The following is a 23,060-nucleotide window of genomic DNA, read 5'->3' as shown; positions in this document are numbered from 1 at the left end:
AACGCTTAATTATTTTTCAGTCTTTCCACAATTCTGTCATGAATGCACGCAGGAACAAAGTTTCTGATGTCGCCGCCCATTGAGGCAATCTCACGAACCATACTCGAGCTGAGATACATCGAATCCGCTTCAGCAGTTAGAAACAGGGTTTCAAGGTTCGGATTCAGCTTTTTGTTGGTAAGCGCCATCTGAAATTCATATTCAAAGTCTGTCACAGCTCTGAGTCCCTTAACAATTGCGTCAACACCGTGTTCCTCACAATATTGTGCGAGCAAGCCGTTAAAGCCTACTACTTCAACATTATCAAGATGCTCGGTAACCTCCTTTAAAAGTTCAATTCTCTCTTCAATTGAGAAAATAGGACTTTTTGAAGAGTTGACAAGCACACCCACGATTACACGGTCAAAAAGCTTTGACGCTCTCGTGACAATATCAAGGTGTCCGAGCGTTACGGGATCGAAGCTTCCCGGACAAATCACTGTTTTGTTCATCTTTGAAAATCCTTATGTCTGAATGTAGTTATTTTTATTTTACCATAGCGATACTGTCTGTCAAGTACAAAATCACCGTAATTCGACAAAATTTCTTCGTCAAGAGGATTTTCCGCAATGATAACACCAGTATCGTTCATCGCATCGACAACAAGCTCAAGGGCATCCTGCAGCATTCCCGTTCTGTAAGGAGGATCGAGAAACGCAATGTCAAAACGCTGTGAGTTCATCGAAAGAAAGCTGTGAAAATCCATTGCAAAAACCTTTGCCGAGTTTTCAAGCCTTACAGCCTTGAGGTTTCTTTTTACCGTTTCAAGCGATTTTTTTGCATTGTCAACAAAGCTTGCCGACTTTGCACCTCTGCTCAAAGCCTCAATACCCATTTGTCCCGAGCCTGCAAAAAGGTCAAGAAAATTTCTGCCCTCGGTTTCAAACTGAATAATCGAAAAAACAGCCTCTTTAATTCTGTCGGTTGTCGGTCTTACATCTTCACCCTCAAGGGTTTCGAGTCGTCTGCCTCTTGCGGAGCCTGTAATAACTCTCATAAAACACACGCAGCCTTTCCGCCTGCAAAATCATAAAACAACACCGCAAGCAGGCATACGGCATTGCCGAAAAAAGTTAAGTTTTGTGCAACCGTCTGCAATTGCAAACTTTAGTATAACACATTAAAAGATAATTTACAACAATATTTTACTCTGTTTTGCTGTCATTCAGCGGATGATAGTATTTAAACACCGCAAGTGCGGCGTCTTTCGTCATTTTAGGAGCGTTTTCAAGCTCTGCAAGATCTGCATTTGAGATATTTTCAACCGTTCTGAAATACTTGAGAAGCGACCTTGCTCTGACTTCGCCTATGCCATCAATGCCTGTAAGCGAGCTTTTGAATGTGTTTTTACTTCGTCTTGAATGGTGATAGCCGATTGCAAAGCGGTGAACCTCGTCCTGCATTTTTGCGAGGAACGCAAACAGCGACCGTCCGGGACTGAGCGCAATTTCTCCGCCCTCGCCCGTTACGGCACGGGTTTTGTGCTTATCGTCCTTTACAAGGCCGAACAGCGGAACATCAATATTCTTACTCTGCAAAACCTCTTTTACAGCCGCAACCTGACCTTTACCGCCGTCAAGCAGGATAAGGTCTGGCAATTTTCCAAAGCCCTCGTCCTCATCGGGATTTTTATAATATTCGTCAAATCGTCTTGCCAAAACTTCCGCCATGGATGCGTAGTCATCCTGTCCTTCAAAGCCTTTGATTTTGAACTTTCTGTAAGCCGATTTGAGCGGTTTGCCGTTTTTATAAACAATCATACCTGCAACATTTTCCGTGCCGGCAAGGTTTGAAATATCGTAGGATTCGATATATTCTGGCAGCTTTTCAAGTCCGAGCAAATCACGCAGTTCTTCAAGCACATTGTACTCACGAACGGTTGCGCCCTTTTTCTGTGCAAGGGTTTCTGCGGCATTTGATTTGCACATTGCCACAAGCTGCGCCCTGTCACCCCTCTGCGGAACCGTTACGGTTACCTTACTGCCGTGCTTTTGCGAGAGCCATTCGGCAATTTCTTCCATACCGTCAAATTCCCTGTCAATTGCAATGCTCTTTGGCACACTGTCACGCAGAGTGTAATATCGCAGTAAAAATTCTTCGGTTTCGGATTCACTTTCACCGCTGTCAAACACAAAGCTTTCACGGTCAAAAAGTCTTCCGCCCTCAAAACGGAACACCTGATAACAGGTTTTGCCGTCATCCGAAAAGCCTGCAATAACATCGCCGTCATCAATTTTTGTTGCAACAACCTTTTGCTTGTCGCTCATTTTACGGACGGATTTGATTATGTCCCTGATTGACGCCGCCCTTTCAAATTCAAGATTTTCTGCGGCTGTTTCCATTTCTTCGGTCAGCTTTTTTATTGAATTTGTTGAACCGCCACGCAAAAATTCGAGAGCACGGTTAAGATTTTCGTTGTAGTCCTTCAGCTTTACTCTGCCTGTGCAGGGAGCCATACATTGCTTTATGTGGTAGTTAAGGCACGGTCTGCCCTTTCTGAAATCTCTCGGAAATTGGCGGTTACAGGTTGGGAGCATAAAGATTTTGTTGGCCTCCTCAACGGCATTTTTTACATAGTAACTGCTCTTGTACGGACCGATATATTCCGCTCCGTCATCCTTTTTCTGCAATGCATATGACAGCTTTTTCCAATCACCCGAGCTGATTCTTATATAGCTGTAGCCCTTGTCGTCTTTAAGCAGAATGTTATACTTCGGGGTGTGCTGTTTGATAAGACTGCATTCAAGGATGAGTGCCTCAAACTCGCTGTCCGTGATAATATATTCAAAATCATCGACATTGTCAACCATTCTGCGAACCTTTTCTGCATGGTTATTCTGCGAACCGAAGTATTGGCTGACTCTGTTTTTAAGAGCCTTTGCCTTGCCGATATATATAATTTTTCCGCTTTTGTCGTGCATGATGTACACACCCGGCAACAGCGGAAGCGCCATTGCTTTTTTACGAAGCTGTGACATTTTCGGATTCACAAAATCACCGCCTTTTCAGATTTCGATTTGTTTGAAAGAAACAAAAAAGAGGCGGAAAACCGCCCCTTGACATTTTGCAAAATTTAAAGCTGATTATTCAGCAAAGCCTGACTCAACGAGAGAAACAAGACCCTCAACTGCTTCAGTTTCGTCAGAACCGTCAGCAATTACCTTAATAGTAGTGCCGCCGATAATACCGAGGGACAATACGCCGAGAAGGCTCTTTGCGTTCACACGGCGCTCCTCCTTCTCAACCCAGATAGTTGACTTATATTCATTAGCCTTCTGAATAAAGAAAGTTGCCGGACGAGCGTGTAAACCGGCTTTATTCTGTACTAATACTTCCTTAACATACATTTTTAAAACCCTCTTTGCCTTTAATTTTTTAACCACCAATGCCTGCAAACTGCGGCTCAATTTAATATGTATTATAATCTTTTTTCCGAACAAGGTCAATACAATAAATTAATTTCGTGTTAATATGCACCTTGAGAGAATTTATCCCCCCGTTTATTGTGCATTTTTACAAAATATTATGTTTTTATCGTAAAGATACGGTATTTCGTATGATTTTCCTTGTCTTATTTTATGTAATTACAGTTAGATTATGTCCGCAAAATTCACTTTCCGTCATATTTTTCAAGCATTTCGGGGCGTTTGAGTCTTGTCACCTCTATGCTCTTTTCTTTTCTCCATTTTTCAATGTTTGCATGATGTCCACTCATCAGCACCTCGGGAACTTCTTTGCCTCTCCAGACTGACGGTTTTGTGTACTGCGGATACTCAAGAAGTCCGTTAAAATGGCTTTCCTCGGTAAAACATTCGTTGTTAGAAAGCACACCCGGAACCATTCTTGAAAGCGCGTCCGCAAATACCATTGCGGGAATTTCTCCGCCCGTGAGAACATAGTCGCCGATTGAAATTTCTTCGTCAATAAACTCGTCAAGAAGTCTTTGGTCAACACCCTCATAGTGACCGCAGAGAATACAGATATTTTCAACATCGGCAAGTTCACGAAGTCTTTGCTGTTTCAATGTTTTGCCCTGCGGTGACATATAGACAAAATGCGGTCTTTTGCCGATTTGTTTGCAGATATCCTCAAAGCAGAGGGCAATGGGTTCGGCTTTCATAAGCATTCCCATTCCGCCGCCGTAGGGAGTGTCGTCAACTCTTTTGTGCTTGTCAAAAGCGTAATCACGCAGTTGGTGACACACGATTTCAAGCACACCGCTTTTCTGTGCTCTGCCGATTATGCTTCCGTTTAAAACAGGCTCAAACATTTCGGGGAAAAGCGTTATAATATCAATCCTCATCGTCGAAAATTCCTTTCATGGGAACAATAAGAACATAGCCGTCATTAACATTGATTTCTTTTACAACATCATCAATTACTGGAGCAAGGTATGTCTTGCCGTCAGCGTCTTTGATTTCGTAAACATCGTTTGCGCCTGTACGCAAAACATCGGAAATTTCGCCGTAGACTCTGCCGCTGCCGGCATCCCTAACCTCAAGACCGATAAGATCCTGAACAAAGTGGACACCCTCCGCAAGATTGATGTCGTCACGGTTAATGTAGACAATCCTGCCTCTGTATTTTTCGGCTGCCTCGATTGTGTCAACACCTTTGATTTTTGCAAGAGCGATATTTTTGTGCGGTCGGGATTTTACCTCGATGAACTCTGTTCCGTTTTCATCAAGCCACAGCTTTTTAAAGGCACAGAGAAATTCGGGAGAGTCGCACCACGGGTCAATTCTGACCTCGCCTTTTATGCCGTGTGTACCCACGATTTTTCCCGAATCAAGAAACTGTTTTTTCATAATTACCTCAAATTCCACAAAATAAATTCAGTCGGATTTTACTTTAATTCAATGATTGTAACACCGTCTTCGCCCTCGCCGAACACACCGAGTCGCTGACTTTTGACGGCTTTGTTTGTTTTAAGATACTTGTTGATTTCACGCTTAAGCACGCCCGTGCCTTTGCCGTGAATAATCGTCATTTTGCTCACACCCGAAAGCACGGCATTGTCAATTGCCTTGTCAACAATATTGATTGCGTCAAAGGCGGTTTCACCACGGACATCAACCTCCGTTTCGGGGCGGACATCCATTCTGCTCGGCACATTTCTTGTGCTTGAAAATCTGTCCTTTGCGGGCTTGTTGTTTGATTTGAGCAAACGAAGATTCTTGATATCAACCCTCGTTTTGATTATGCCTGCCTGAACAAGCACAACACCATCCTTGTTCGGCGGTGCAAGTACAGTTGCGTTTTTGTCGATATCGTAAATGAGAACCGTGTCGCCGACCTTGAGCGGTCTTGGCAGCTTGTACTCCTCATCGGGAGTATTGCGAGCCTTGACAGGATCGGCATGAGCCTCCATCTTGTCAATATTTTTCTTTAGCTGTGTCCTTGCCTGAACGCTCATATCCTTGGCTTTTCTCGCCTTTTCAAGTTCTTCGGCAACTGCGTCGGCCTGCGCTCTTGTGCGTGAAATAATACGCTGAGCCTCCTGCCTTGCCTTTTCAATCTCACGCTCTGCACGCTGTTTTGCCTTCTGCATTTCGTTTTCTGCTTTCTGCTTTTCGGTATTAGCCTTTGCAGTAAGTCTGTTTGCATTCTCAAGCTGTTTTTCAAGGCTTTGACGGCGCTTTTCAAGCTTTTCAACAACATCTTCAAACTGTCTGTTCTCGTTTGAAACAAGTTCGCTTGCTCGGCTGATTATCTCATCATCTATTCCGAGTCTTTTTGAAATTGCAAACGCATTGCTCTTGCCGGGAACACCGATGAGAAGTCGGTAAGTCGGCTTGAGAGTTGCAACATCAAATTCGCAACTGCCGTTTTCAACTCCGGGAGTACGCAGAGCAAATTCCTTTAACTCCGCATAGTGGGTTGTTGAAGCGATTTTTGCGTGCTTGTCACGCAGTCTTTCAAGAATTGCAATTGCAAGAGCCGCACCCTCGACAGGGTCTGTTCCTGCGCCGAGCTCGTCAATAAGGCAGAGTGAGCCTGCGTTTGCAAGCTTTATAATCTGAACGATATTTGTCATATGTCCCGAAAATGTTGACAACGACTGCTCAATGCTCTGTTCGTCGCCAATATCCACAAGCACCCTTCTGAACACGGAAAGCTCGCTGTTGTCGGCACACGGAACGAGAAGTCCGCACATCGCCATAAGCGTGAGCAGACCGATTGTCTTTAAAGTTACGGTTTTACCGCCCGTGTTAGGACCTGTGATTACAAGCGTGTCGAACTCTTTTCCGAGCATAACATCAACGGGAACAACCTTGTTTTTGTCGATAAGAGGATGACGCGCCTGTTTCAGCTCAATCATTCCTCTGTCGTTCATAATCGGCTTTGACGCTTTCATTGAATACGCAAGGTCAGCCTTTGCAAAAATCAAATTAAGCTGTGCAAGGTTCTTGTAGCTGTGGATAATGCTGTCGGCAAACTCGCCTGCATTTGCGGAAAGCTCAAAGAGGATTCTTTCAATCTCCTGCTCTTCCTTTGACTGCAAAAGCTTTATGTCATTGTTTGCCTGAACAACGCCCATAGGCTCAATAAACACGGTTGCACCGCTTGACGAGGTGTCATGTACAAGACCCGGAACATTGCCTCTGCATTCACTTCTTACCGGAACAACATATCTGCCGTCACGCTGTGTGACGATAGTATCCTGAAGATACTTTATGTATGTTGAGCTGTGAATAATTTTATCGAGTACCTCACGAGCCTTTGAGGAGGCTGTGCGGATTTTTCTTCTTATATCCGACAAAACAGGGCTTGCCTTATCGGAAATTTCCTCCTCGCTTATAATAGCCGAGGTGATTTTGTCCTCAAGAAACTTGTTGGAAACAAGTCCGCTGAAATAGCCGTCAAGAGAGCTTGCTCCTCCGCCCGAGCGTGAGTGCCACTCCTTGACCGTGCGGATTGTTCTGAGCGTTGAAGCAACCGACAGAAGTTCGCCTGTGGTAAGGCAACCGCCTGCCTGTGCTCTGCGTAAATGTCCCGAACAATTTCCGGCACCGCCGAATGACGGAGCACCGAATCTTCCGCTTAACGCAACTGCGTCATCGGTTTGCTGTAAAAGCTGTTCAACCTTTTTCAGTTCAAACACGGGTTCAAGATTCAATGCCATTTCACGGGCGTCCTCAATCGAAGTCATCCCCGCAAGCTTTTCGAGAATTTTATCAAGTTCAAGTGTTTTGTAATGTCTGTTCATAATTCTACCAAATTCAATAATTGCAATTTTGTGTCAAATAATATTACAGTAAAACAACCGATTTATCGCATTGTTTGCAAGGGCGAAGCGTGTTCGCCAATCACACAAAACTGCATTGTCTGATTAACTGCTTATTGTTTTGTAAAAAATAAGCGTTTTAAAGTCTTTTTCAAATCTGTATTTAAGATAACTTTCGCTCGCCGCATTCAGCACAACAAGGTCATCCTTCGGCAGTGCAAACGAAAACAGCTTGTCGTCATCGGCATAAACAGTATGCCTAAGCGCCGTGAGCGTTCCCTCGTTTAGAGCGATTGCAGGTTCTGACACATCCGTTCTGCAATCGGCACATTCAAGAGCGCCTATGCGTGGCAGAAAGTACATAAGCGTAGTAATGTATTCTCCGCATTCTCTGCACATTCTCAGGTCGGGCATATAGCCCGCCATACTTGCAAGCCTCATTTCAAGACACGGCTTGATAAGGTCTGCACTGCGTTTGTCCTCCGACAAAAGATAGAGCGAATTAAGCACAAGACTCAGAAATGAGTCTGCCTTTTGCTCACGGGGACAAATTGTCAGAGCAAGTTCGCAAAAATACTGTGCAAGGCACATTTTTGTAACATCACTGCGGAGCTTTGAGAAAATGCGAATCGGCTGTGCCTCGCCGATTATGTAACTTTCCCGACCTTTATAAATTGTAAGTCGGGAATATGAGAGAAGAGATGCCGCCGCACATTTGCCGTTTTTGATGTTTTTTGCACCCTTTACAAATGCACGGATTACACCGTTTGACTTTGTGAGAGCAAAAACGAGCTTGTCCTGCTCACCGATATTCTGTTCCTTTATAATCAGTCCCTCTGTTCGGAATTTCATCGGTTTCCTCCCTGTTCACGGTGATTGCACCCGTGTCTTTGGCATCCTGAATACTTTTGTAGCGAATGTAATCAAGAACACTTCCCGTGGTAAAGAATATTTGCCACGCACTCCAGTTATCCATAAAAACACCTCCGCAGTTAGTGTTTCACGGACGCCGTTTATTATATTATGAAAAATCTGACATTGTGTCAAATCGTGTACCCGAATCGCTTTTAATCGGATTATCAGTCAAAATTCTTTTCGTCATAGCCGAAATTCTGGAGAATCTGGGCACGGTTTCGCCAATCCTCTTTTACCTTTACCCATGTCTGTAGGAATACCCTGCAATCGAAAAATCTTTCGATATCCTGACGGGCAAATGTGCTGATTTTCTTGAGCATTGAGCCGTTTTTGCCGATAATAATACGCTTGTGGGTTTCTTTTTCACAGAAAATAGTAGCGTCAATATCAAGCATACCGTTATCCCTTGTTTTCATTTTTTCGATTACAACAGCCGTGCCGTGCGGAATTTCCCTGTCGCAAAGACGGAGTATTTTTTCACGGATAATTTCGGCAACAATAACTCTTTCAGGCTGGTCTGTAAGAGTATCGTCATCAAAGAAATGACCGCCCTCGCCTGCCTGCTTTTTAAGCTCATCAAGAAGTTCGTTCATACCGTTGCCGTCCTGTGCACTCACGGGAACAACTGCGTCAAAATCGTAGAGCAGACTGTAACGGGCAATCTGTTTCATAAGTTCTTCTTTTTCTTTGAGAGTGTCAATCTTGTTGATTGCAAGGATTGCCGGCATTTCCATTGACTTGAACTTTTCAATAAGGTTAAGTTCTGTGTCACCCGGTTCTTTTCCTGCCTCAACAACGAGCATACAGCAGTCAACACCGCCCACGGATTCATTGACGGAACGCACCATATACTTGCCGAGAGAGGTTTTCGGCTTGTGCATACCCGGTGTATCAAAGAAAACAAGCTGATATTCGCCCTGAGTAAGCACACCTGTGATTCTGTTTCGGGTAGTCTGCGGCTTGCTTGAAACAATTGCAATTTTCTGTCCCATAAGTCTGTTGAGAATTGAACTTTTGCCCACATTAGGTCTGCCGACAATGGCAATAAATGCGGATTTATCTTTATTATCTGTATTTAACATATTACCTCACTATACAAAAATCGGGGGCTGCTAAAATGCCGCCCCTTTTGTTAATGTTTATCTTTTCTTTTGATACTCAAAATTGCATTTTTCACCTTTACGGGACCTGCACATACAAAGACGGCAGAAATCACCGCAGACAAAATAAGCAAACCCAGCATAACGGGATTATTTGCAAAATACAAAAATATTTTTCCTATTACTTCAAAATCAAGGAAGAACAGCACAGCCGTAAACACAGCCGAAAACGACACGGCAAGCACGGCTGCGGCTGCAATATCCTTGATAATCTTAACAGAAAAATCATATCTGTCACAAAGCAAATCGCAGAGCCTTTCAACACAGGTATTGACCAGTTCAAGTGCAATTACAAAGCTGCATAAAACGGCGAGCAACGCCCATTTTGCGGCAGAAAAATCGTAAAAGCAACCGAAAGCGAAAACATAAAATGTCGCAACAAGGTGAAATCTCATATGACTTTCGCTTTTTACGGCTGAACAAAAGCCTTTGAATGCACTTTTAAAACTTTTGATTTGCTTCTTCATATCCCGAAATACAACTGTTTAAACTGCATCAAGCCATATCGTCGTCAACTATGTAGCTTGATGATGCAGGAAGACCGAGCTGTTCCATAACAAGCTCTTCTTTTTCTCTCATTCTTACCCTTTCAAGCTTTTCCATATGGTCATAACCGAGAAGATGAAGGACGCTGTGAGCGGTAAGATAGCCAACCTCTCTCTGGAGGCTGTGACCGAAAAGCTCTGCCTGATCTCTTGCCTTTTCCATTGAAATTACAACATCGCCCAAAATCTGTGCGCCTGTTTCGGGATTGGTGTCATAAACACCGTTTTCGCCCATCGGGAAAGAAAGAACATCGGTTTCAATGTCCTTGTCACGATACTGCTTGTTAAGAGCCTTGATGCCCTCGTTATCCGTGAAAGTAACGCTGATTTCAGCAGAACCTTCAAATTTTTCAAGCTGGAGAACCGCATTGCAGCAGCGGCGGACCAACATTCTTATACCCGTCGGAATTTTAACTGCTTTTTGTTTGTTTGTGATAATTACTCTGATTTTATTGTGTTCTGCCATATGTGATCGTCCTTTCGTTATTTTTAATCCTAAGGTTCGGATTAGTTATACAATATTAGTTTTTGGAATTACTGCCTCGCAAATTGTTATTGCTGCTTTCAAACCTTGCGTACGCCTTGATAATATCCTGAACAAGGCGGTGACGGACAACATCCTTTTCATCAAAGAAACAAGTGCCGATATCGTCAATATTTTTTAGAATTTTTATACAATCCTTAAGACCGCTCTTTGCACCGTTCGGAAGGTCAATCTGCGTAATATCGCCTGTTATTACCATTTTCGAGTTAAAGCCGAGTCGGGTAAGGAACATCTTCATCTGTTCTCTCGTAGTATTCTGAGCCTCGTCAAGAATTATAAAGCTGTCGTCAAGCGTTCTTCCTCGCATATACGCAAGGGGCGCAACCTCAATGTTGCCCCTTTCAACATACTTTTGATATGTTTCTGCACCCAGCATATCGAACAATGCGTCATACAGAGGACGGAGATACGGATCAACCTTACTCTGCAAATCACCGGGAAGAAAGCCAAGCTTTTCACCGGCTTCAACGGCAGGTCTTGTAAGAATAATTCGGTTAATCTGCTTGCTTCTGAAGGCCGTAACAGCCATTGCAACGGCAAGGTAGGTCTTGCCCGTACCGGCGGGACCTACGCCGATTGTTACGGTATTTTTCGCAATCTGCGAGCAATAGCGCTTTTGACCGATGGTTTTCGGCTTAATGGGCTTTCCCTTTGAAGTAATGCAGATGCAGTCGCCCGCAAGCTGTTCTATTTTGTCCTCGCTGCCTTCATTGACAAGCGAAATGCAGTAGCGGATATTTTGCTCGGAAAGTGCCTCACCTCGGTTGATGAACTGCAGCAGGCTCTCAATAACCTTGCAGGCTTTTGCCGTGTTTTCCGCATCGCCCTCAACCTTCAGTTCACTGTCGCGACAGGTGACGCGAACATTAAATTCCTTTTCAATCAGCTTAATATTCTCGTCAAAACTGCCAAAAAGTGCTACAGCATTTTCCATTCTGTCGATATTTATAATCTGTTCCGTAAAGCAAAACTCCTGTTTCTTCAATAATTCAAAACAATTATAACACATTTCACCAAAAAATACACGAGAAAAATAGCCTTTTTTACTAAAAAATTAAATTTTGTTAAAAATGACGAAAACTAAACTGCACATAGCCCCCTCATTTGTAAAGGTTAGAAATATAATCATCAATTATTCGTAATTTTTATCAAAATCACATTGTAACAGGCTCGTTTTAATTATCGGATTTCACCAAAAATTCTACAATATCGTCTTTTTTATGACACAACCGTACAATTTCTGATAGTTTTTTAAAAATTTGTCAAAATTTATTCTGCTTTTGTCATTTCGGTAAACGCATTGCAGAAATCCGCTTTAAAGGCTTGACAAACAGTCGAGCATATATTATAATATCACAGGTGTAAAGAAAATCTCTTTACAGACACAGACCAATCACGGGAGCTGTCAAATATGGAAAAAAACATTGAAGTATCCCTCTTGTTTGATTTTTACGGCGAGCTTTTAAAGCCCTCGGGCAAAAGGGCGGTTGATCTTTATTATAACGAAGATTTGTCGCTTGCGGAGGTTGCCGATGAAATGGGAATAACAAGGCAGGGTGTGCGTGACAGTATCAAGCGCAGTGAGCAGCAGCTTTTTGAGTTTGAAGAAAAGCTCGGTCTGTTCAAACAGTTCAGTAAGCTTGAGCAGGGGCTTGACGAGATTTCGGCTCTTGCACTTGAAATAAAAGAACTTTCACAGGATATGCAAATCACAGAGCTTGCGGATGTTATTATCCGAAAATCAGGCTCGCTGAAGGATTAAAGGAGTTTTTATGGCGTTTGAAGGACTTGCAGATAAGCTTGGCAATGCGTTCAAAAAACTGAAAAACAAAGGCAAGCTTTCTGAAAAAGATGTTAAGGAAGCAATGCGAGAGGTTCGACTCGCACTTCTTGAGGCAGATGTAAACTACAAGGTTGCAAAGGACTTTACAAACAAAGTAACAGAGCGTGCCGTCGGTCAGGATGTTATGCAGAGTCTTACTCCCGCACAGATGGTTGTTAAGATTGTTGACGAGGAGCTTACAAGCCTTATGGGCGGCGAGGACGCACGAATTGAGTTTGCGTCAAAGCCACCGACAGTCATTATGATGTGCGGTCTTCAGGGTTCAGGTAAAACAACCCACACGGCAAAGCTTGCAAAAATGCTCAAAAAACAGGGCAGAAGTCCGCTTCTTGCGGCTTGTGATGTTTACCGTCCCGCCGCTATTGACCAGTTGAAGGTTGTCGGCGAAAAGGCAGGCGTTCCTGTTTTTGAAATGGGAAAAGCAAATCCCGTTAAGATTGCAAAAGAGGCAATTAAGCGCGCAAAAGACTACGGCAACGATGTTGTTATTCTCGATACCGCAGGTCGGCTTCATATTGATGAGGCTCTTATGGATGAGCTTAAAAACATCAAAAAAGAAGTTGAACCAAACGAAATTTTGCTTGTTATCGACTCGATGACAGGTCAGGACGCAGTTAATGTTGCGAAGAGCTTTAACGAACTTCTTGACATTACGGGCGTTATTCTAACAAAGCTTGACGGTGACACTCGAGGCGGTGCGGCACTTTCGGTAAAGGCTGTTACAGGCAGACCTATTAAATTTGCAGGTACAGGCGAAAAGCTTGACGATATTGAAGTTTTCCACCCCGACAGAATGGCAAGCCGTATTCTCGGCATGGGTGATGTGCTTACTCTCATTGAGGACGCACAGAATAAAATGGATGCCGAAAAAGCCGAAGAAATGGCTCAGAAGATGATGAGCAACAAATTCGATTTTAACGATTTGTACGATCAGTTTGAGCAGGTCAAAAAAATGGGACCGCTCAAGGGCATTCTCTCAAAAATTCCGGGTGTTGGAAAACAGCTTGAGGGCGTTGACATTGACGACAGACAGATTGACTGGGTTCAGGCAATCATCCTCTCAATGACACCCGAAGAAAGAAGTCATCCGCACATTATGAACCCGTCAAGAAAGCGCAGAATTGCGGCAGGTTCGGGCAGAAGCATTGAAGAGGTCAACCGACTTATCAAGCAGATTGACCAAATGCAGAAGATGATGCGTCAGATGACAAAGGGCGGAAAAGGCTCTAAGAAACGAAGAAAAATGAAAGGTCTTCCGGGGCTCGGCGGTATGCCGATGAACGGAATGGGCGGCATGGGCGGTCCTGACGGAATGCCTCCGTTCAAATAATTAACATTTATCAAACATTAAACAAAAACAAAGTTTTTCATCCAATTACGGTTGGTGAATATAAATTAACAATTTTTATGAGGTGAACATTATGGCAGTAAAGATCAGACTTAGAAGAATGGGTTCAAAGAAGGCTCCTTTCTACAGAGTAGTAGTTGCAGATTCAAGATATCCGAGAAACGGTCGTTTCATTGAAGAAATCGGCACATATGATATTCTCAAGAAGCCTTCAGAGTTCAAGGTTGATGCTGAAGCAGTTAAGAAATGGATTGCTAACGGCGCTCAGCCAACAGACACAGTAAAGGCTCTTCTCAAGAAGAACGGCGTAATTGAATAATTGCGCTTCGGAAAGGACAAACAATGAAGGATTTACTTGCAGTTATCGCAAAGGGTCTTGTTGACGATCCAGATTCCGTATCAGTTGAAGCAGATGCTCCCAACGAAGAGGGAACAGTTGTTTACCATATTCATGTTGCAGAAAACGACATGGGCAGAATCATCGGTAAGCAGGGCAGAATTGCCAAGGCTATCCGCACAATTGCCCGCAGTGCAGCTATCCGCAGTGAAGAAAAAATTATGGTTGAAATTGACTGATTAACGGTCATAACCGAACAAAAGCCCCCGAAATTTCGGGGGCTTTTAATATTGCTCAAATTTTATTGAGCAGACATCTGACATACAAAAAGCGGTCGGCTTGAACAAACCGACCGCTGATATTTTGCAATTATTAAATAAATTCAGAAATTATTTGTCCTCTTTAACGACATCTCTGACAACCTTTGCGATGTGCGGCTGTGTAAGACCAAACTTGTCAAGAAGCTCAAGAGCCGGACCGCTGTAACCGAAACGATCGTTTACACCAATCTTTGTAACCTTAACAGGGCATTCTGCGCTTACAACATCACAAACAGCGTCGCCAAGACCGCCGATAACATTATGCTCCTCAATTGTGATGATTCTGCCTGTTTCCTTTGCAGCCTTAATAATGATATCTCTGTCAATAGGCTTGATTGTGTGGATATTGATAAGGCGAGCGTTGATACCCTCTGCTTCAAGCTCCTTAACAGCCTTTAAAGCCTCGTTTACAACAAGGCCTGTTGCGATAACAGCCACATCGTTGCCCTCGTGAAGAGTAATGCCCTTGCCGAGTTCAAAAGTATAGGTATCGGGATCGTTAAAGCTGTCGATTGCAAGTCTGCCAAGACGGATATAAACAGGACCCTTGTACTCAATTGCTGCCTTTGTAGCAGCCATCATTTCGTAATGATCGGCAGGGTTAAGAATAACCATACCCGGAATTGTACGCATAATACCGATGTCTTCAAGGCACTGATGAGTAGCACCGTCTTCGCCTGTTGAAATGCCTGCGTGACTGCCGGCAATCTTAACATTGAGGTGAGGATAAGCAACAGAGTTACGAATCTGCTCGAATGCTCTGCCTGTTGCAAACATTGCAAATGATGCTGCAACGGGGATTTTGCCTGCCGCAGCCATACCTGCCGCAACACCTACCATATTGCCCTCGGCAATACCGCAGTCAAAAAATCTGTCGGGAAATTCTTTCTTGAAAATTCCTGTCTTTGTAGCAGCTGCGAGGTCTGCGTCAAAAACGATAATATCCTTATTTGTCTTTGCAAGCTCACAAAGAGCCATACCAAAGCTTTCTCTTGTAGCCTTTTTAATAACCTGTGCCATCAGCAGTTGCCCTCCAATCTGTCAATTTCAGCCTGAAGCTCGGCAGTAGCCTGTTCATACTGTTCCTTGTTTGGAGCAGTGCCGTGCCAGCCAACCTGATTTTCCATAAATGAAACGCCCTTGCCCTTGATTGTCTTGGCAAGAATTGCAGTAGGCTTGCCCTTTACTGTCTTAGCCTTTTCGAGAGCCGATTCAATCTGATTAAAGTCGTGACCGTCAATTTTGATTACTTCAAAGCCGAAGCTTTCAAACTTTTTATCGAGAGGTTCAATGCCTGCAACCTCTTCAACAGTACCGTCAATCTGAAGTCCGTTCTGGTCAACAATTACAACGAGGTTGTCAAGCTTGTTGTGAGCGGCAAACATTGCAGCCTCCCAAACCTGACCTTCTTCAACTTCGCCGTCACCGAGAACCGTATATGTGCGATAGCTCTTGTTATCAAGCTTAGCCGCAAGCGCCATACCGCAGGCAGCCGAAACGCCCTGACCAAGTGAGCCTGTGCTCATATCAATACCGGGAGTACCCTTCATATCGGGATGGCCCTGAAGCATTGCGCCCACATGGCGGAGCTTAGTAAGCTCGTCCCATTCAAAAAAGCCCTTGAGTGCAAGTGTTGCATAAAGAGCCGGACAGCAGTGACCCTTTGAAAGAACAAAACGATCTCTGTCCTGCATATCAGGATTTTTAGGATCAACATTCATTTCCTTAAAGTAGAGATATGTGAAAATATCTGCCGCAGAAAGCGATCCGCCGGGATGACCTGATTTGGCGTGATAAGTGCCGAGAATTGCGCCCATTCTTGACTTTGCAGCAAGGATTTGGAGCTGCTTGATTTCTGAACTATCCATTTAATAAACCATTCCTTTCAGAATTTTGCGCAGTACTTGACCGTGTCTGCGCACCTATTTTAATTATACACAAACCAACGCAAATTTCAACAATTTTTTTGGATTTTCCAAAAATCGGATAAATTCCTTAAATTCACCCTTGAAGAAATAATTTTTTATGATATAATAAGCAAAGTAAAGTACGATTAAATCTAAACTTTTGTAAGAGCTTATTTATGAAAACCGTTTGGAGGGAACAGTAATGCTGCTTGCGGCCGATGTCGGAAACACCAATGTCAAGCTCGGTATTTTTGACGGAGATAATTTAAAATTCAAACTCCGTTTTTCAACCGATGAAAACAAAACAAGCGACGAGCTTGCCGTTGAACTTTACACTTTTTTGCAGATTTACAACATCGACGCAAAAAACATTGACGGCGCTATTATAAGCTCTGTTGTTCCGAAATTTACATATAACCTCAGAAGTGCGATTATGACCGTTACAGACAGAAAAAGTCTGCTCATCGGTCCGGGACTCAAGACAGGTCTTGACATCAAGATAGAACATCCCGAAACCTTGGGTGCAGATATCGTTGCCGGCTGTGTGGGAGCGTGTGAAAAATACGGCGGTCCTCTCATTATGATTTTTATGGGAACTGCAACCGCAATTGTCTATGTTGACGCAAGCAACGCGTATCACGGCGGTGCAATTGCCCCCGGTATGGGAATTTCGCTTGACGCACTCACAAATCACGGTGCATTGCTGTCATCGGTTGATATGAAAGCTCCAAAGAAGGTAATTTCATCAAACACATCCGACTGCATTCGTTCGGGAATTATGTTCGGAACAGCCTGTATGCTTGACGGAATGGTTGATATGTTTACCGAGGAATGCAAGACAGAATGCAAGGTTATTGCCACAGGCGGTCTTGCTCCGCTTGCAATCAAAAACTGCCGTCACGATATTATCTTTGATGAGAATATTATTCTTGACGGACTCAAAATTATTTACGAGAGAAATAAAAAATAAAGACAATTTAATATACAACTTGTTTTTGAATTATTAATTTGATGCAACGGGGTTCTCCCCTTGTAAATATTATTTGCGTTTCACCTGCGTAAAATGAGCAGGGAAACAGCAGGAGGAATTTTTTATGAACAAGACAGGAAACTTTTCAAAGGTGCAAAGAATGGTTATTCTTGCAGTGCTTATCGCATTGACGCTTGTAATGGCGCTCACACCGCTCGGATATCTGAAGATCGGTGCGCTTTCCATTTCATTCCTTTGCATTCCGATTGCAATCGGTGCAACCGTTCTCGGTCCTACAGCAGGATTGATTCTCGGCACACTCTTTGGTATCACAAGCTTTGTACAATGCTTTGGTATGGACGCATTCGGCACGGCAATGCTTTCAATCAACTGGTTTTACACCTTTATAATTTGTGTTGTTGCACGAGCTCTTATGGGTTGGTTCACAGGACTTATCGCAAAAGGTCTGGGCAAGGTATTTGAAGGTAAAACTGTAGGCAAGTTCAATCTTAACGACCTTATTGCTACTATACTCTGCCCTGTTATGAACACAGCCTTCTTCCTTGGCTTTATGGCAATCCTTTTCGGCAGTATCGAAGTTATGGGACTTAATGTAATCACAGCCGTGGTTATCCCTGCTCTTTCAATCAACTGCATTCTTGAAATCATTGCTTGCTTTGTTGTCGGTTCGGCAGTAAGCATTGCAGTCAAGAAAATTGTTGCGGCAAACAAAAGTAAATAATTAACATTCAAAAACGGGCGATTTTGTTTAGAATCGTCCGTAATTTTTTCATTAAATTTTAAAATCGGTGATGTTATGCAAAAGAAAATTATTGAACTTTTAACAAAAACAGACGGCTATGTTTCGGGCAGTGAAATTTCCGAACAGCTTGGTGTGTCAAGACAGGCAGTGTGGAAAGCGATTAACAGTCTCAAGGAACAGGGCTACAAGATTGACTCTGTAACAAACCGTGGATACCGCCTTGTTGCCTATCCGCCACACCTCAACGAGCCTGCAATCGAAAAATACCTGAAAACCTCCGTAATCGGTAAAAACCTCATCGTCCTTGACGAGGTGGGTTCAACAAACGATTACCTCAAAAAGCTGGGTGCAGACGGTTGCGAAAACGGCACGGTTGCCGTTGCCAGAGAACAAACTCAGGGCAAGGGCAGACTCGGCAGAGTTTGGAAAGCAAAAAAGGATGACAGCATCACCTTTTCATTCTTGTTAAGACCAAAGATTGCCCCGTCCGAGGTATCATCAATCACTCCGCTTGCAGGTCTTGCAGTCTGCAAGGCTGTCAGAGAGTTCACAGGACTTGACTGCCGTATCAAATGGCCGAACGATATCATCATCGGCAAGAAAAAGCTTGTCGGTATTCTAACCGAAATGAGTGCCGAATTTGACGCCGTTGAATATGTAATTACAGGCATCGGAATCAATGCCGATACTCAGGATTTTCCCGATGACATCAAAGAAAAGGCAACTTCAATTTATCTTGCAACAGGCGGTCATTTTGACAAGAACAAATTCTTTGCCAGTGTACTTAATCACATTGAGGAAGAATTTATCAAAAACGGTTTAAAACTCTCCGACACTGCGTTAAAAGAATACACAAGCCTTTGCGCAACAATCGGCAGAACCATAACATTCAGCCGCAACGGCAGATCCGTAAAAGCCAAAGCCGTAGGAATTAACCGTAACGGCGAGCTTATTGCAGAGCTTCCCGACAAAACCACCAAACTTATCAATTCAGGCGAAGTCACCGTTCAAGGCATCTATTAACGGCGTGTCGCCGTCCCCCGTTCGTGCAGACAGTTTTTTAAATGCAAAGCTATAAATGCCCGAGCGTAACATTTCCGATTACGGTAAGTCATCTATTGTCTGCGTGTCGCCGTCCCCCGTTCGTGCAGACAGTTTTACAAATGCAAAGCTATAAATGCCCGAGCGTAACATTGCCAATTATATTTCAATGTCACAAAGCTACTGCCATACAGTAGTGGCGAACCTCGTTCGCCGCTACAATAACAATACAATATTATTGCGTACTATACCGCACAAACAACAAGGACATCCGAAAAACGGATGTCCTTAGTTTTTATATAAAAGATTCGGTTATAAATTACTTGAAGTATTTTACGCCGCTTTCAAAAATCTGCTGGTCTTTTGCGAACGGAACATTTTTGTAAAGGTTTTCGCCCTTTCTCTCGCTGTGTCCCATTTTACCGAGAACTCTGCCGTCAGGTGATGTGATACCCTCAATTGCACAAACAGAACCGTTGAGGTTGAACTCAATGTCGCTGCTTGGGTTGCCGGCAAGGTCAACATACTGTGTTGCAATCTGACCGTTCTTTGCAAGTTCTTTTACAGTTTCAACATCAGCCATAAATCTGCCCTCACCGTGTGACACGGGAACAGCAAACACATCGCCTGCGTTGACATTTGCAAACCACGGTGACTTAACGGAAGTAACTCTTGTATAAGCCATATGTGAAATATGTCTGCCGATTGTGTTGAATGTGAGCGTCGGATCATTTGCCTTAAGCTCTCTGATTTCGCCGTAAGGAACAAGTCCGAGCTTGATAAGAGCCTGGAATCCGTTACAGATACCGAGCATAAGACCGTCACGATTCTTGAGAAGGTTGTTAACCTGCTCTGCAATTCTCGGGTTGCGGAATGTTGTTGCAATGAACTTACCTGAACCGTCAGGCTCGTCACCGCCTGAGAAACCGCCCGGAAGCATAATCATCTGTGACTTTGCAATGAGCTTTTCCATTTCGTCAATTGTTTCCTCAATGTCATTTGAAGAAAGGTTCTTGACGATGAGCATTTCAACATTTGCTCCTGCTTTTTCAAATGCTCTTGCCGTATCAACCTCGCAGTTTGTACCCGGAAATACAGGGATAAATACAGTAGGCTTTGCAGTTTTGATTGCAGGTGAAGATGTATTTCTCTCGCTGTAAAGCGGAACATCAACTTCGATTTCAGGCACTTCAGCCTTTGTCGGGAATACCTTTTCAAGCGGAGCAGTCCACTTTTCGAGGAGTGCGGAAAGTTCGATTCCCTTGCCGTTTACAGTAATCTTTGCATCGTTCGTAACAGTACCGAGGTCATAGTGAAGAACATCATCTGAAAGCTCTGCACCGTCTGCAAGTTCGATAACAAGCGAACCCGAAAGCGGAGCAAAAAGCTCGTCATTTGTAAGTTCGTTTGCAAACTTAAAGCCAAAGCCGTTACCGAAGCAAGCCTTACATACGCTTGCGGCAGTACCGCCCTCTTTAACAACCGACGCAGAAAGCACCTTGCCGTCCTCGCAGAGAGCATAAACAGCGTTGTACATTTCGATAAGCTTATCCCATACAGGCATAAGTGTTTCTTTATTTTCGGGAACGGGAACAAAGATAACCTTTGAACCTGCGTTCTTAAATTCTGTTGAAATTGTCTTTGATGCCTTTGTCATTGCAACGGCAAAGCTTACGAGTGTAGGCGGAACATCAATATCCTCAAATGTACCCGACATACTGTCCTTACCGCCGATTGACGGAAGTCCGAGCTTGAGCTGAGCCTGCATAGCACCGAGGAGTGCTGCGGCAGGTTTGCCCCAACGGGAAGGAACATCTTTAAGTCTTTCAAAATATTCCTGGAATGTAAGTCTTGCTGTCATCGGGTTTGCACCGATTGCAAGCAGCTTTGAAAGCGACTCAACAACTGCATAAGCAGAGCCGTGGAACGGACTCCAGCGTGAAACACCGGGGATATAGCCGTAACTCATTGCTGTTGCATCGTCTGTTTCGCCCTTCTCAAGCGGAATCTTTGCAGCCATAGCCTCCTGAGGAGTGAGCTGATTCTTACCGCCGAACGGCATAATTACCGTAGCCGCACCGATTGATGCGTCAAATCTTTCTGCAAGACCAATCTGTGAGCAAACTTCAAGTCTTGACATATTTTCAAGGAATGCCTCATCAGCAGGCATATCTTTAAGCTTTGTGGGAGCAACCTTACGGTAGCAGCCTTCCCACTTCGGAGCCTCGATATAAGCCTTGGCAACCTGAGTAACACCGTTTGTGTTGAGGAATTCACGGCTGAGGTCAACGATTGTGTCGCCTCTCCAGTTCATTGTAAGACGAGGACTTTCGGTTACAACCGCAACGGCTGTAGCCTCAAGGTTTTCTTTTGATGCAAGTGAAATAAACTTGTCAACATCTTTTTTATCGAGAACAACAGCCATTCTTTCCTGACTTTCGGATATAGCAAGCTCCGTACCGTCAAGGCCGTCATATTTCTTTGTTACCTTGTCGAGGTCAACCGTAAGACCGTCGGCAAGTTCACCGATAGCAACGCAAACACCGCCTGCACCGAAGTCGTTGCATCTCTTGATGAGCTTTGCAACTTCGGGATTGCGGAACAAACGCTGAATTTTTCTTTCTGTAGGAGGATTACCCTTCTGAACCTCTGCACCGCAGGTTTCGATTGAGCTTTCATCGTGAGCCTTTGAAGAGCCTGTTGCACCGCCGCAGCCGTCACGGCCTGTTCTTCCGCCGAGAAGCACGATTACATCATCGGGAAGAGGAGTTTCACGGATAACATTTTCCTTTGGAGATGCGCCGATAACAGCACCGATTTCCATTCTCTTTGCAACATAGCCCTGATCGTAAAGCTCGGTTACCTGACCTGTTGCAAGACCGATCTGGTTACCGTATGAGCTGTAACCCTGAGCGGCACCTGTTGTAATTTTGCGTGAAGGGAGCTTGCCGTGCATTGTATCCTTGAAAGGAATTGTCGGATCGCCCGAGCCTGTAACACGCATAGCCTGATATACATATGAACGGCCTGAAAGCGGATCACGGATTGCACCGCCAAGACAGGTTGCGGCACCGCCGAAAGGCTCGATTTCTGTCGGGTGGTTGTGAGTTTCGTTCTTAAACTGAACGAGCCACTGTTCTGTTTTTCCATCTATAGTAACGGGAACCTGAATTGAGCAGGCATTGATTTCTTCACTTTCGTCAAGGTCGGGAATGAGTCCCTTCTTCTTGAGTGACTTCATACCGATGAGAGCCATATCCATAAGTGAAACGATTCTCTTTGTATCCTTGCCGTAAACCTCGTCACGGGTTGCATAATACTCGCTGAGTGCGTCCTCGATAACCTTGCCGAGAGCAGACTTTTCAATCTCAATCTCTTCAAGTCTTGTGAGGAATGTTGTGTGACGGCAATGGTCCGACCAGTATGTGTCAATTACACGAAGTTCTGTAACCGACGGATCACGGTGTTCTGTATCTCTGAAGTAATCACGGCAGAACTTGAGGTCTGCAAGTGTCATTGCAAAGCCCATTGAATCGTAATACTTCTGCATCTCATCGTCATTCCAACCGATGAAGCCCTCTACCCTCTTAACATTTTCGGGAACGGGAATTTCCATATCAAGAGTCTTTGGCTTTTCAAGAGATGCAAGACGGCTTTCAACAGGGTTGATGAGGTACTCCTCAACCTTTACAAGCTCTTCATCTGTAATATTGCCCTTGAGAGCAATTACTCTTGCTGTAAGAACCTTACAGCGCTCACCCTGAGTAAGAAGCTGAACGCACTGCTCGGCAGAGTCACCGCGCTGATCGTACTGACCGGGGAGATACTCCATTGCGAATACCTTCCAGCCGTCCTCAACGGGGAGAGTTTCTTCATAGATTACATCGGCGTTAGGCTCTGACAAAACAATGGTTTTCGCCTTGTCATATTCTTCCTTAGTAAGTCCCTCAAGATCGTAACGCACAATGTAACGAAGATCTTCGACAGACTTCATACCGAGGTTGTGGCGGATGTCCCAAAGCGTCTGCTTTGCAAGAACATTGAAGCCATCCTTTTTTTCAACAAAAATTCTGATTACTTCTGACATAATTCATTCACCT

General features: G+C 44.1%; 23 protein-coding genes. 7 read left to right on the top strand and 16 right to left on the bottom strand.

The annotated features are described in order from the left end of the window. Window positions 1–5: 5 nt before the first annotated feature. The 13 genes from coaD to QDI94_RS09540 form a co-directional block, all read right to left on the bottom strand. Window positions 6–491, bottom strand: a complete 486-nt coding sequence (gene coaD / locus QDI94_RS09600) for a pantetheine-phosphate adenylyltransferase (RefSeq protein ID WP_278418376.1) — start codon at window positions 489–491, stop codon at window positions 6–8. Further along, window positions 488–1,036, bottom strand: a complete 549-nt coding sequence (rsmD, locus tag QDI94_RS09595) for a 16S rRNA (guanine(966)-N(2))-methyltransferase RsmD (protein ID WP_278474421.1) — start codon at window positions 1,034–1,036, stop codon at window positions 488–490. The genes coaD and rsmD overlap by 4 nt, the downstream gene beginning before the upstream one ends. A 148-nt stretch (window positions 1,037–1,184) precedes the next feature. After that, window positions 1,185–3,029 carry an excinuclease ABC subunit UvrC gene (gene uvrC / locus QDI94_RS09590; protein ID WP_278868614.1) on the bottom strand — a complete coding sequence of 615 codons (1,845 nt, stop codon included), beginning with the start codon at window positions 3,027–3,029 and terminating at the stop codon, window positions 1,185–1,187. A 93-nt stretch (window positions 3,030–3,122) separates the two neighbouring features. Further along, window positions 3,123–3,386 (bottom strand): HPr family phosphocarrier protein, encoded by a 264-nt coding sequence (locus tag QDI94_RS09585; RefSeq protein WP_015523358.1) that lies wholly within the window; start codon window positions 3,384–3,386, stop codon window positions 3,123–3,125. Between the two features lie 263 nt (window positions 3,387–3,649). After that, window positions 3,650–4,342 (bottom strand): tRNA (guanosine(37)-N1)-methyltransferase TrmD, encoded by a 693-nt coding sequence (gene trmD / locus QDI94_RS09580; RefSeq protein WP_176790923.1) that lies wholly within the window; start codon window positions 4,340–4,342, stop codon window positions 3,650–3,652. Then, the gene (rimM, locus tag QDI94_RS09575) at window positions 4,332–4,847 is read right to left on the bottom strand and encodes a ribosome maturation factor RimM (protein ID WP_278418370.1); all 516 of its coding nucleotides are present in this window, start codon (window positions 4,845–4,847) and stop codon (window positions 4,332–4,334) included. Before rimM ends, trmD begins: the two co-directional genes overlap by 11 nt. Before the next feature lie 38 nt (window positions 4,848–4,885). Next, entirely contained in the window at window positions 4,886–7,249 is a 2,364-nt protein-coding gene (locus tag QDI94_RS09570; RefSeq protein ID WP_278868608.1) for an endonuclease MutS2, read from the bottom strand. A 123-nt stretch (window positions 7,250–7,372) separates the two neighbouring features. After that, on the bottom strand, window positions 7,373–8,119 hold the full coding sequence (gene recO / locus QDI94_RS09565) for a DNA repair protein RecO (RefSeq protein ID WP_278868605.1): 747 nt from the start codon (window positions 8,117–8,119) through the stop codon (window positions 7,373–7,375). After that, window positions 8,070–8,243: a hypothetical protein gene (locus QDI94_RS09560; protein WP_021882932.1), complete on the bottom strand. Its 174-nt coding sequence runs from the start codon at window positions 8,241–8,243 to the stop codon at window positions 8,070–8,072. Before QDI94_RS09560 ends, recO begins: the two co-directional genes overlap by 50 nt. A gap of 103 nt (window positions 8,244–8,346) precedes the next feature. Continuing rightward, entirely contained in the window at window positions 8,347–9,264 is a 918-nt protein-coding gene (era, locus tag QDI94_RS09555) for a GTPase Era (protein ID WP_021882931.1), read from the bottom strand. 50 nt (window positions 9,265–9,314) lie between these two features. Next, complete coding sequence (locus tag QDI94_RS09550; protein ID WP_278868600.1) at window positions 9,315–9,809, bottom strand: diacylglycerol kinase family protein; 495 nt, start codon at window positions 9,807–9,809, stop codon at window positions 9,315–9,317. Between the two features lie 28 nt (window positions 9,810–9,837). Further along, complete coding sequence (gene ybeY, locus QDI94_RS09545) at window positions 9,838–10,353, bottom strand: rRNA maturation RNase YbeY (protein ID WP_101028915.1); 516 nt, start codon at window positions 10,351–10,353, stop codon at window positions 9,838–9,840. Window positions 10,354–10,408: 55 nt separating this feature from the next. After that, a complete protein-coding gene (locus tag QDI94_RS09540) occupies window positions 10,409–11,365 on the bottom strand; it encodes a PhoH family protein (RefSeq protein WP_101028938.1) in 957 nt (318 codons plus the stop codon). Window positions 11,366–11,842: 477 nt separating this feature from the next. On the opposite strand from QDI94_RS09540, the gene ylxM reads away from it, so the two are divergent. The 4 genes from ylxM to QDI94_RS09520 all read left to right on the top strand — a co-directional run bounded on the left by ylxM (window position 11,843) and on the right by QDI94_RS09520 (window position 14,198). Next, window positions 11,843–12,193 (top strand): YlxM family DNA-binding protein, encoded by a 351-nt coding sequence (ylxM, locus tag QDI94_RS09535; RefSeq protein WP_101028914.1) that lies wholly within the window; start codon window positions 11,843–11,845, stop codon window positions 12,191–12,193. Window positions 12,194–12,203: 10 nt separating this feature from the next. Further along, window positions 12,204–13,604 carry a signal recognition particle protein gene (gene ffh, locus QDI94_RS09530; protein WP_101028913.1) on the top strand — a complete coding sequence of 467 codons (1,401 nt, stop codon included), beginning with the start codon at window positions 12,204–12,206 and terminating at the stop codon, window positions 13,602–13,604. 91 nt (window positions 13,605–13,695) lie between these two features. Continuing rightward, a complete protein-coding gene (rpsP, locus tag QDI94_RS09525; protein WP_178778926.1) occupies window positions 13,696–13,941 on the top strand; it encodes a 30S ribosomal protein S16 in 246 nt (81 codons plus the stop codon). A 23-nt stretch (window positions 13,942–13,964) separates the two neighbouring features. After that, window positions 13,965–14,198, top strand: a complete 234-nt coding sequence (locus QDI94_RS09520) for a KH domain-containing protein (RefSeq protein WP_015523346.1) — start codon at window positions 13,965–13,967, stop codon at window positions 14,196–14,198. A 150-nt stretch (window positions 14,199–14,348) separates the two neighbouring features. Here the strand turns inward: QDI94_RS09520 and QDI94_RS09515 are convergent, their stop codons facing one another. Continuing rightward, window positions 14,349–15,299 (bottom strand): transketolase family protein, encoded by a 951-nt coding sequence (locus QDI94_RS09515; RefSeq protein ID WP_278418359.1) that lies wholly within the window; start codon window positions 15,297–15,299, stop codon window positions 14,349–14,351. Next, complete coding sequence (locus tag QDI94_RS09510; protein ID WP_278474402.1) at window positions 15,299–16,147, bottom strand: transketolase; 849 nt, start codon at window positions 16,145–16,147, stop codon at window positions 15,299–15,301. The genes QDI94_RS09515 and QDI94_RS09510 overlap by 1 nt, the downstream gene beginning before the upstream one ends. A gap of 241 nt (window positions 16,148–16,388) precedes the next feature. On the opposite strand from QDI94_RS09510, the gene QDI94_RS09505 reads away from it, so the two are divergent. The 3 genes from QDI94_RS09505 to QDI94_RS09495 all read left to right on the top strand — a co-directional run bounded on the left by QDI94_RS09505 (window position 16,389) and on the right by QDI94_RS09495 (window position 18,942). Then, window positions 16,389–17,156: a type III pantothenate kinase gene (locus QDI94_RS09505; protein ID WP_278868593.1), complete on the top strand. Its 768-nt coding sequence runs from the start codon at window positions 16,389–16,391 to the stop codon at window positions 17,154–17,156. Between the two features lie 124 nt (window positions 17,157–17,280). Continuing rightward, window positions 17,281–17,898, top strand: a complete 618-nt coding sequence (locus QDI94_RS09500) for an ECF transporter S component (RefSeq protein WP_015522805.1) — start codon at window positions 17,281–17,283, stop codon at window positions 17,896–17,898. A 75-nt stretch (window positions 17,899–17,973) separates the two neighbouring features. Then, a complete protein-coding gene (locus tag QDI94_RS09495) occupies window positions 17,974–18,942 on the top strand; it encodes a biotin--[acetyl-CoA-carboxylase] ligase (protein WP_278868589.1) in 969 nt (322 codons plus the stop codon). A gap of 337 nt (window positions 18,943–19,279) precedes the next feature. On the opposite strand, the gene QDI94_RS09490 is transcribed toward QDI94_RS09495, so the two are convergent. Then, window positions 19,280–23,047, bottom strand: a complete 3,768-nt coding sequence (locus tag QDI94_RS09490) for a phosphoribosylformylglycinamidine synthase (protein WP_278868587.1) — start codon at window positions 23,045–23,047, stop codon at window positions 19,280–19,282. Window positions 23,048–23,060 lie beyond the last annotated feature (13 nt).

The organism is Ruminococcus bromii, from assembly GCF_928721825.1.
GTDB lineage: Bacteria > Bacillota > Clostridia > Oscillospirales > Acutalibacteraceae > Ruminococcoides > Ruminococcoides bromii.
The sequence above is the reverse complement of the archived record's forward strand: the minus strand, read 5'-3'. Positions and strand labels throughout refer to the sequence as shown.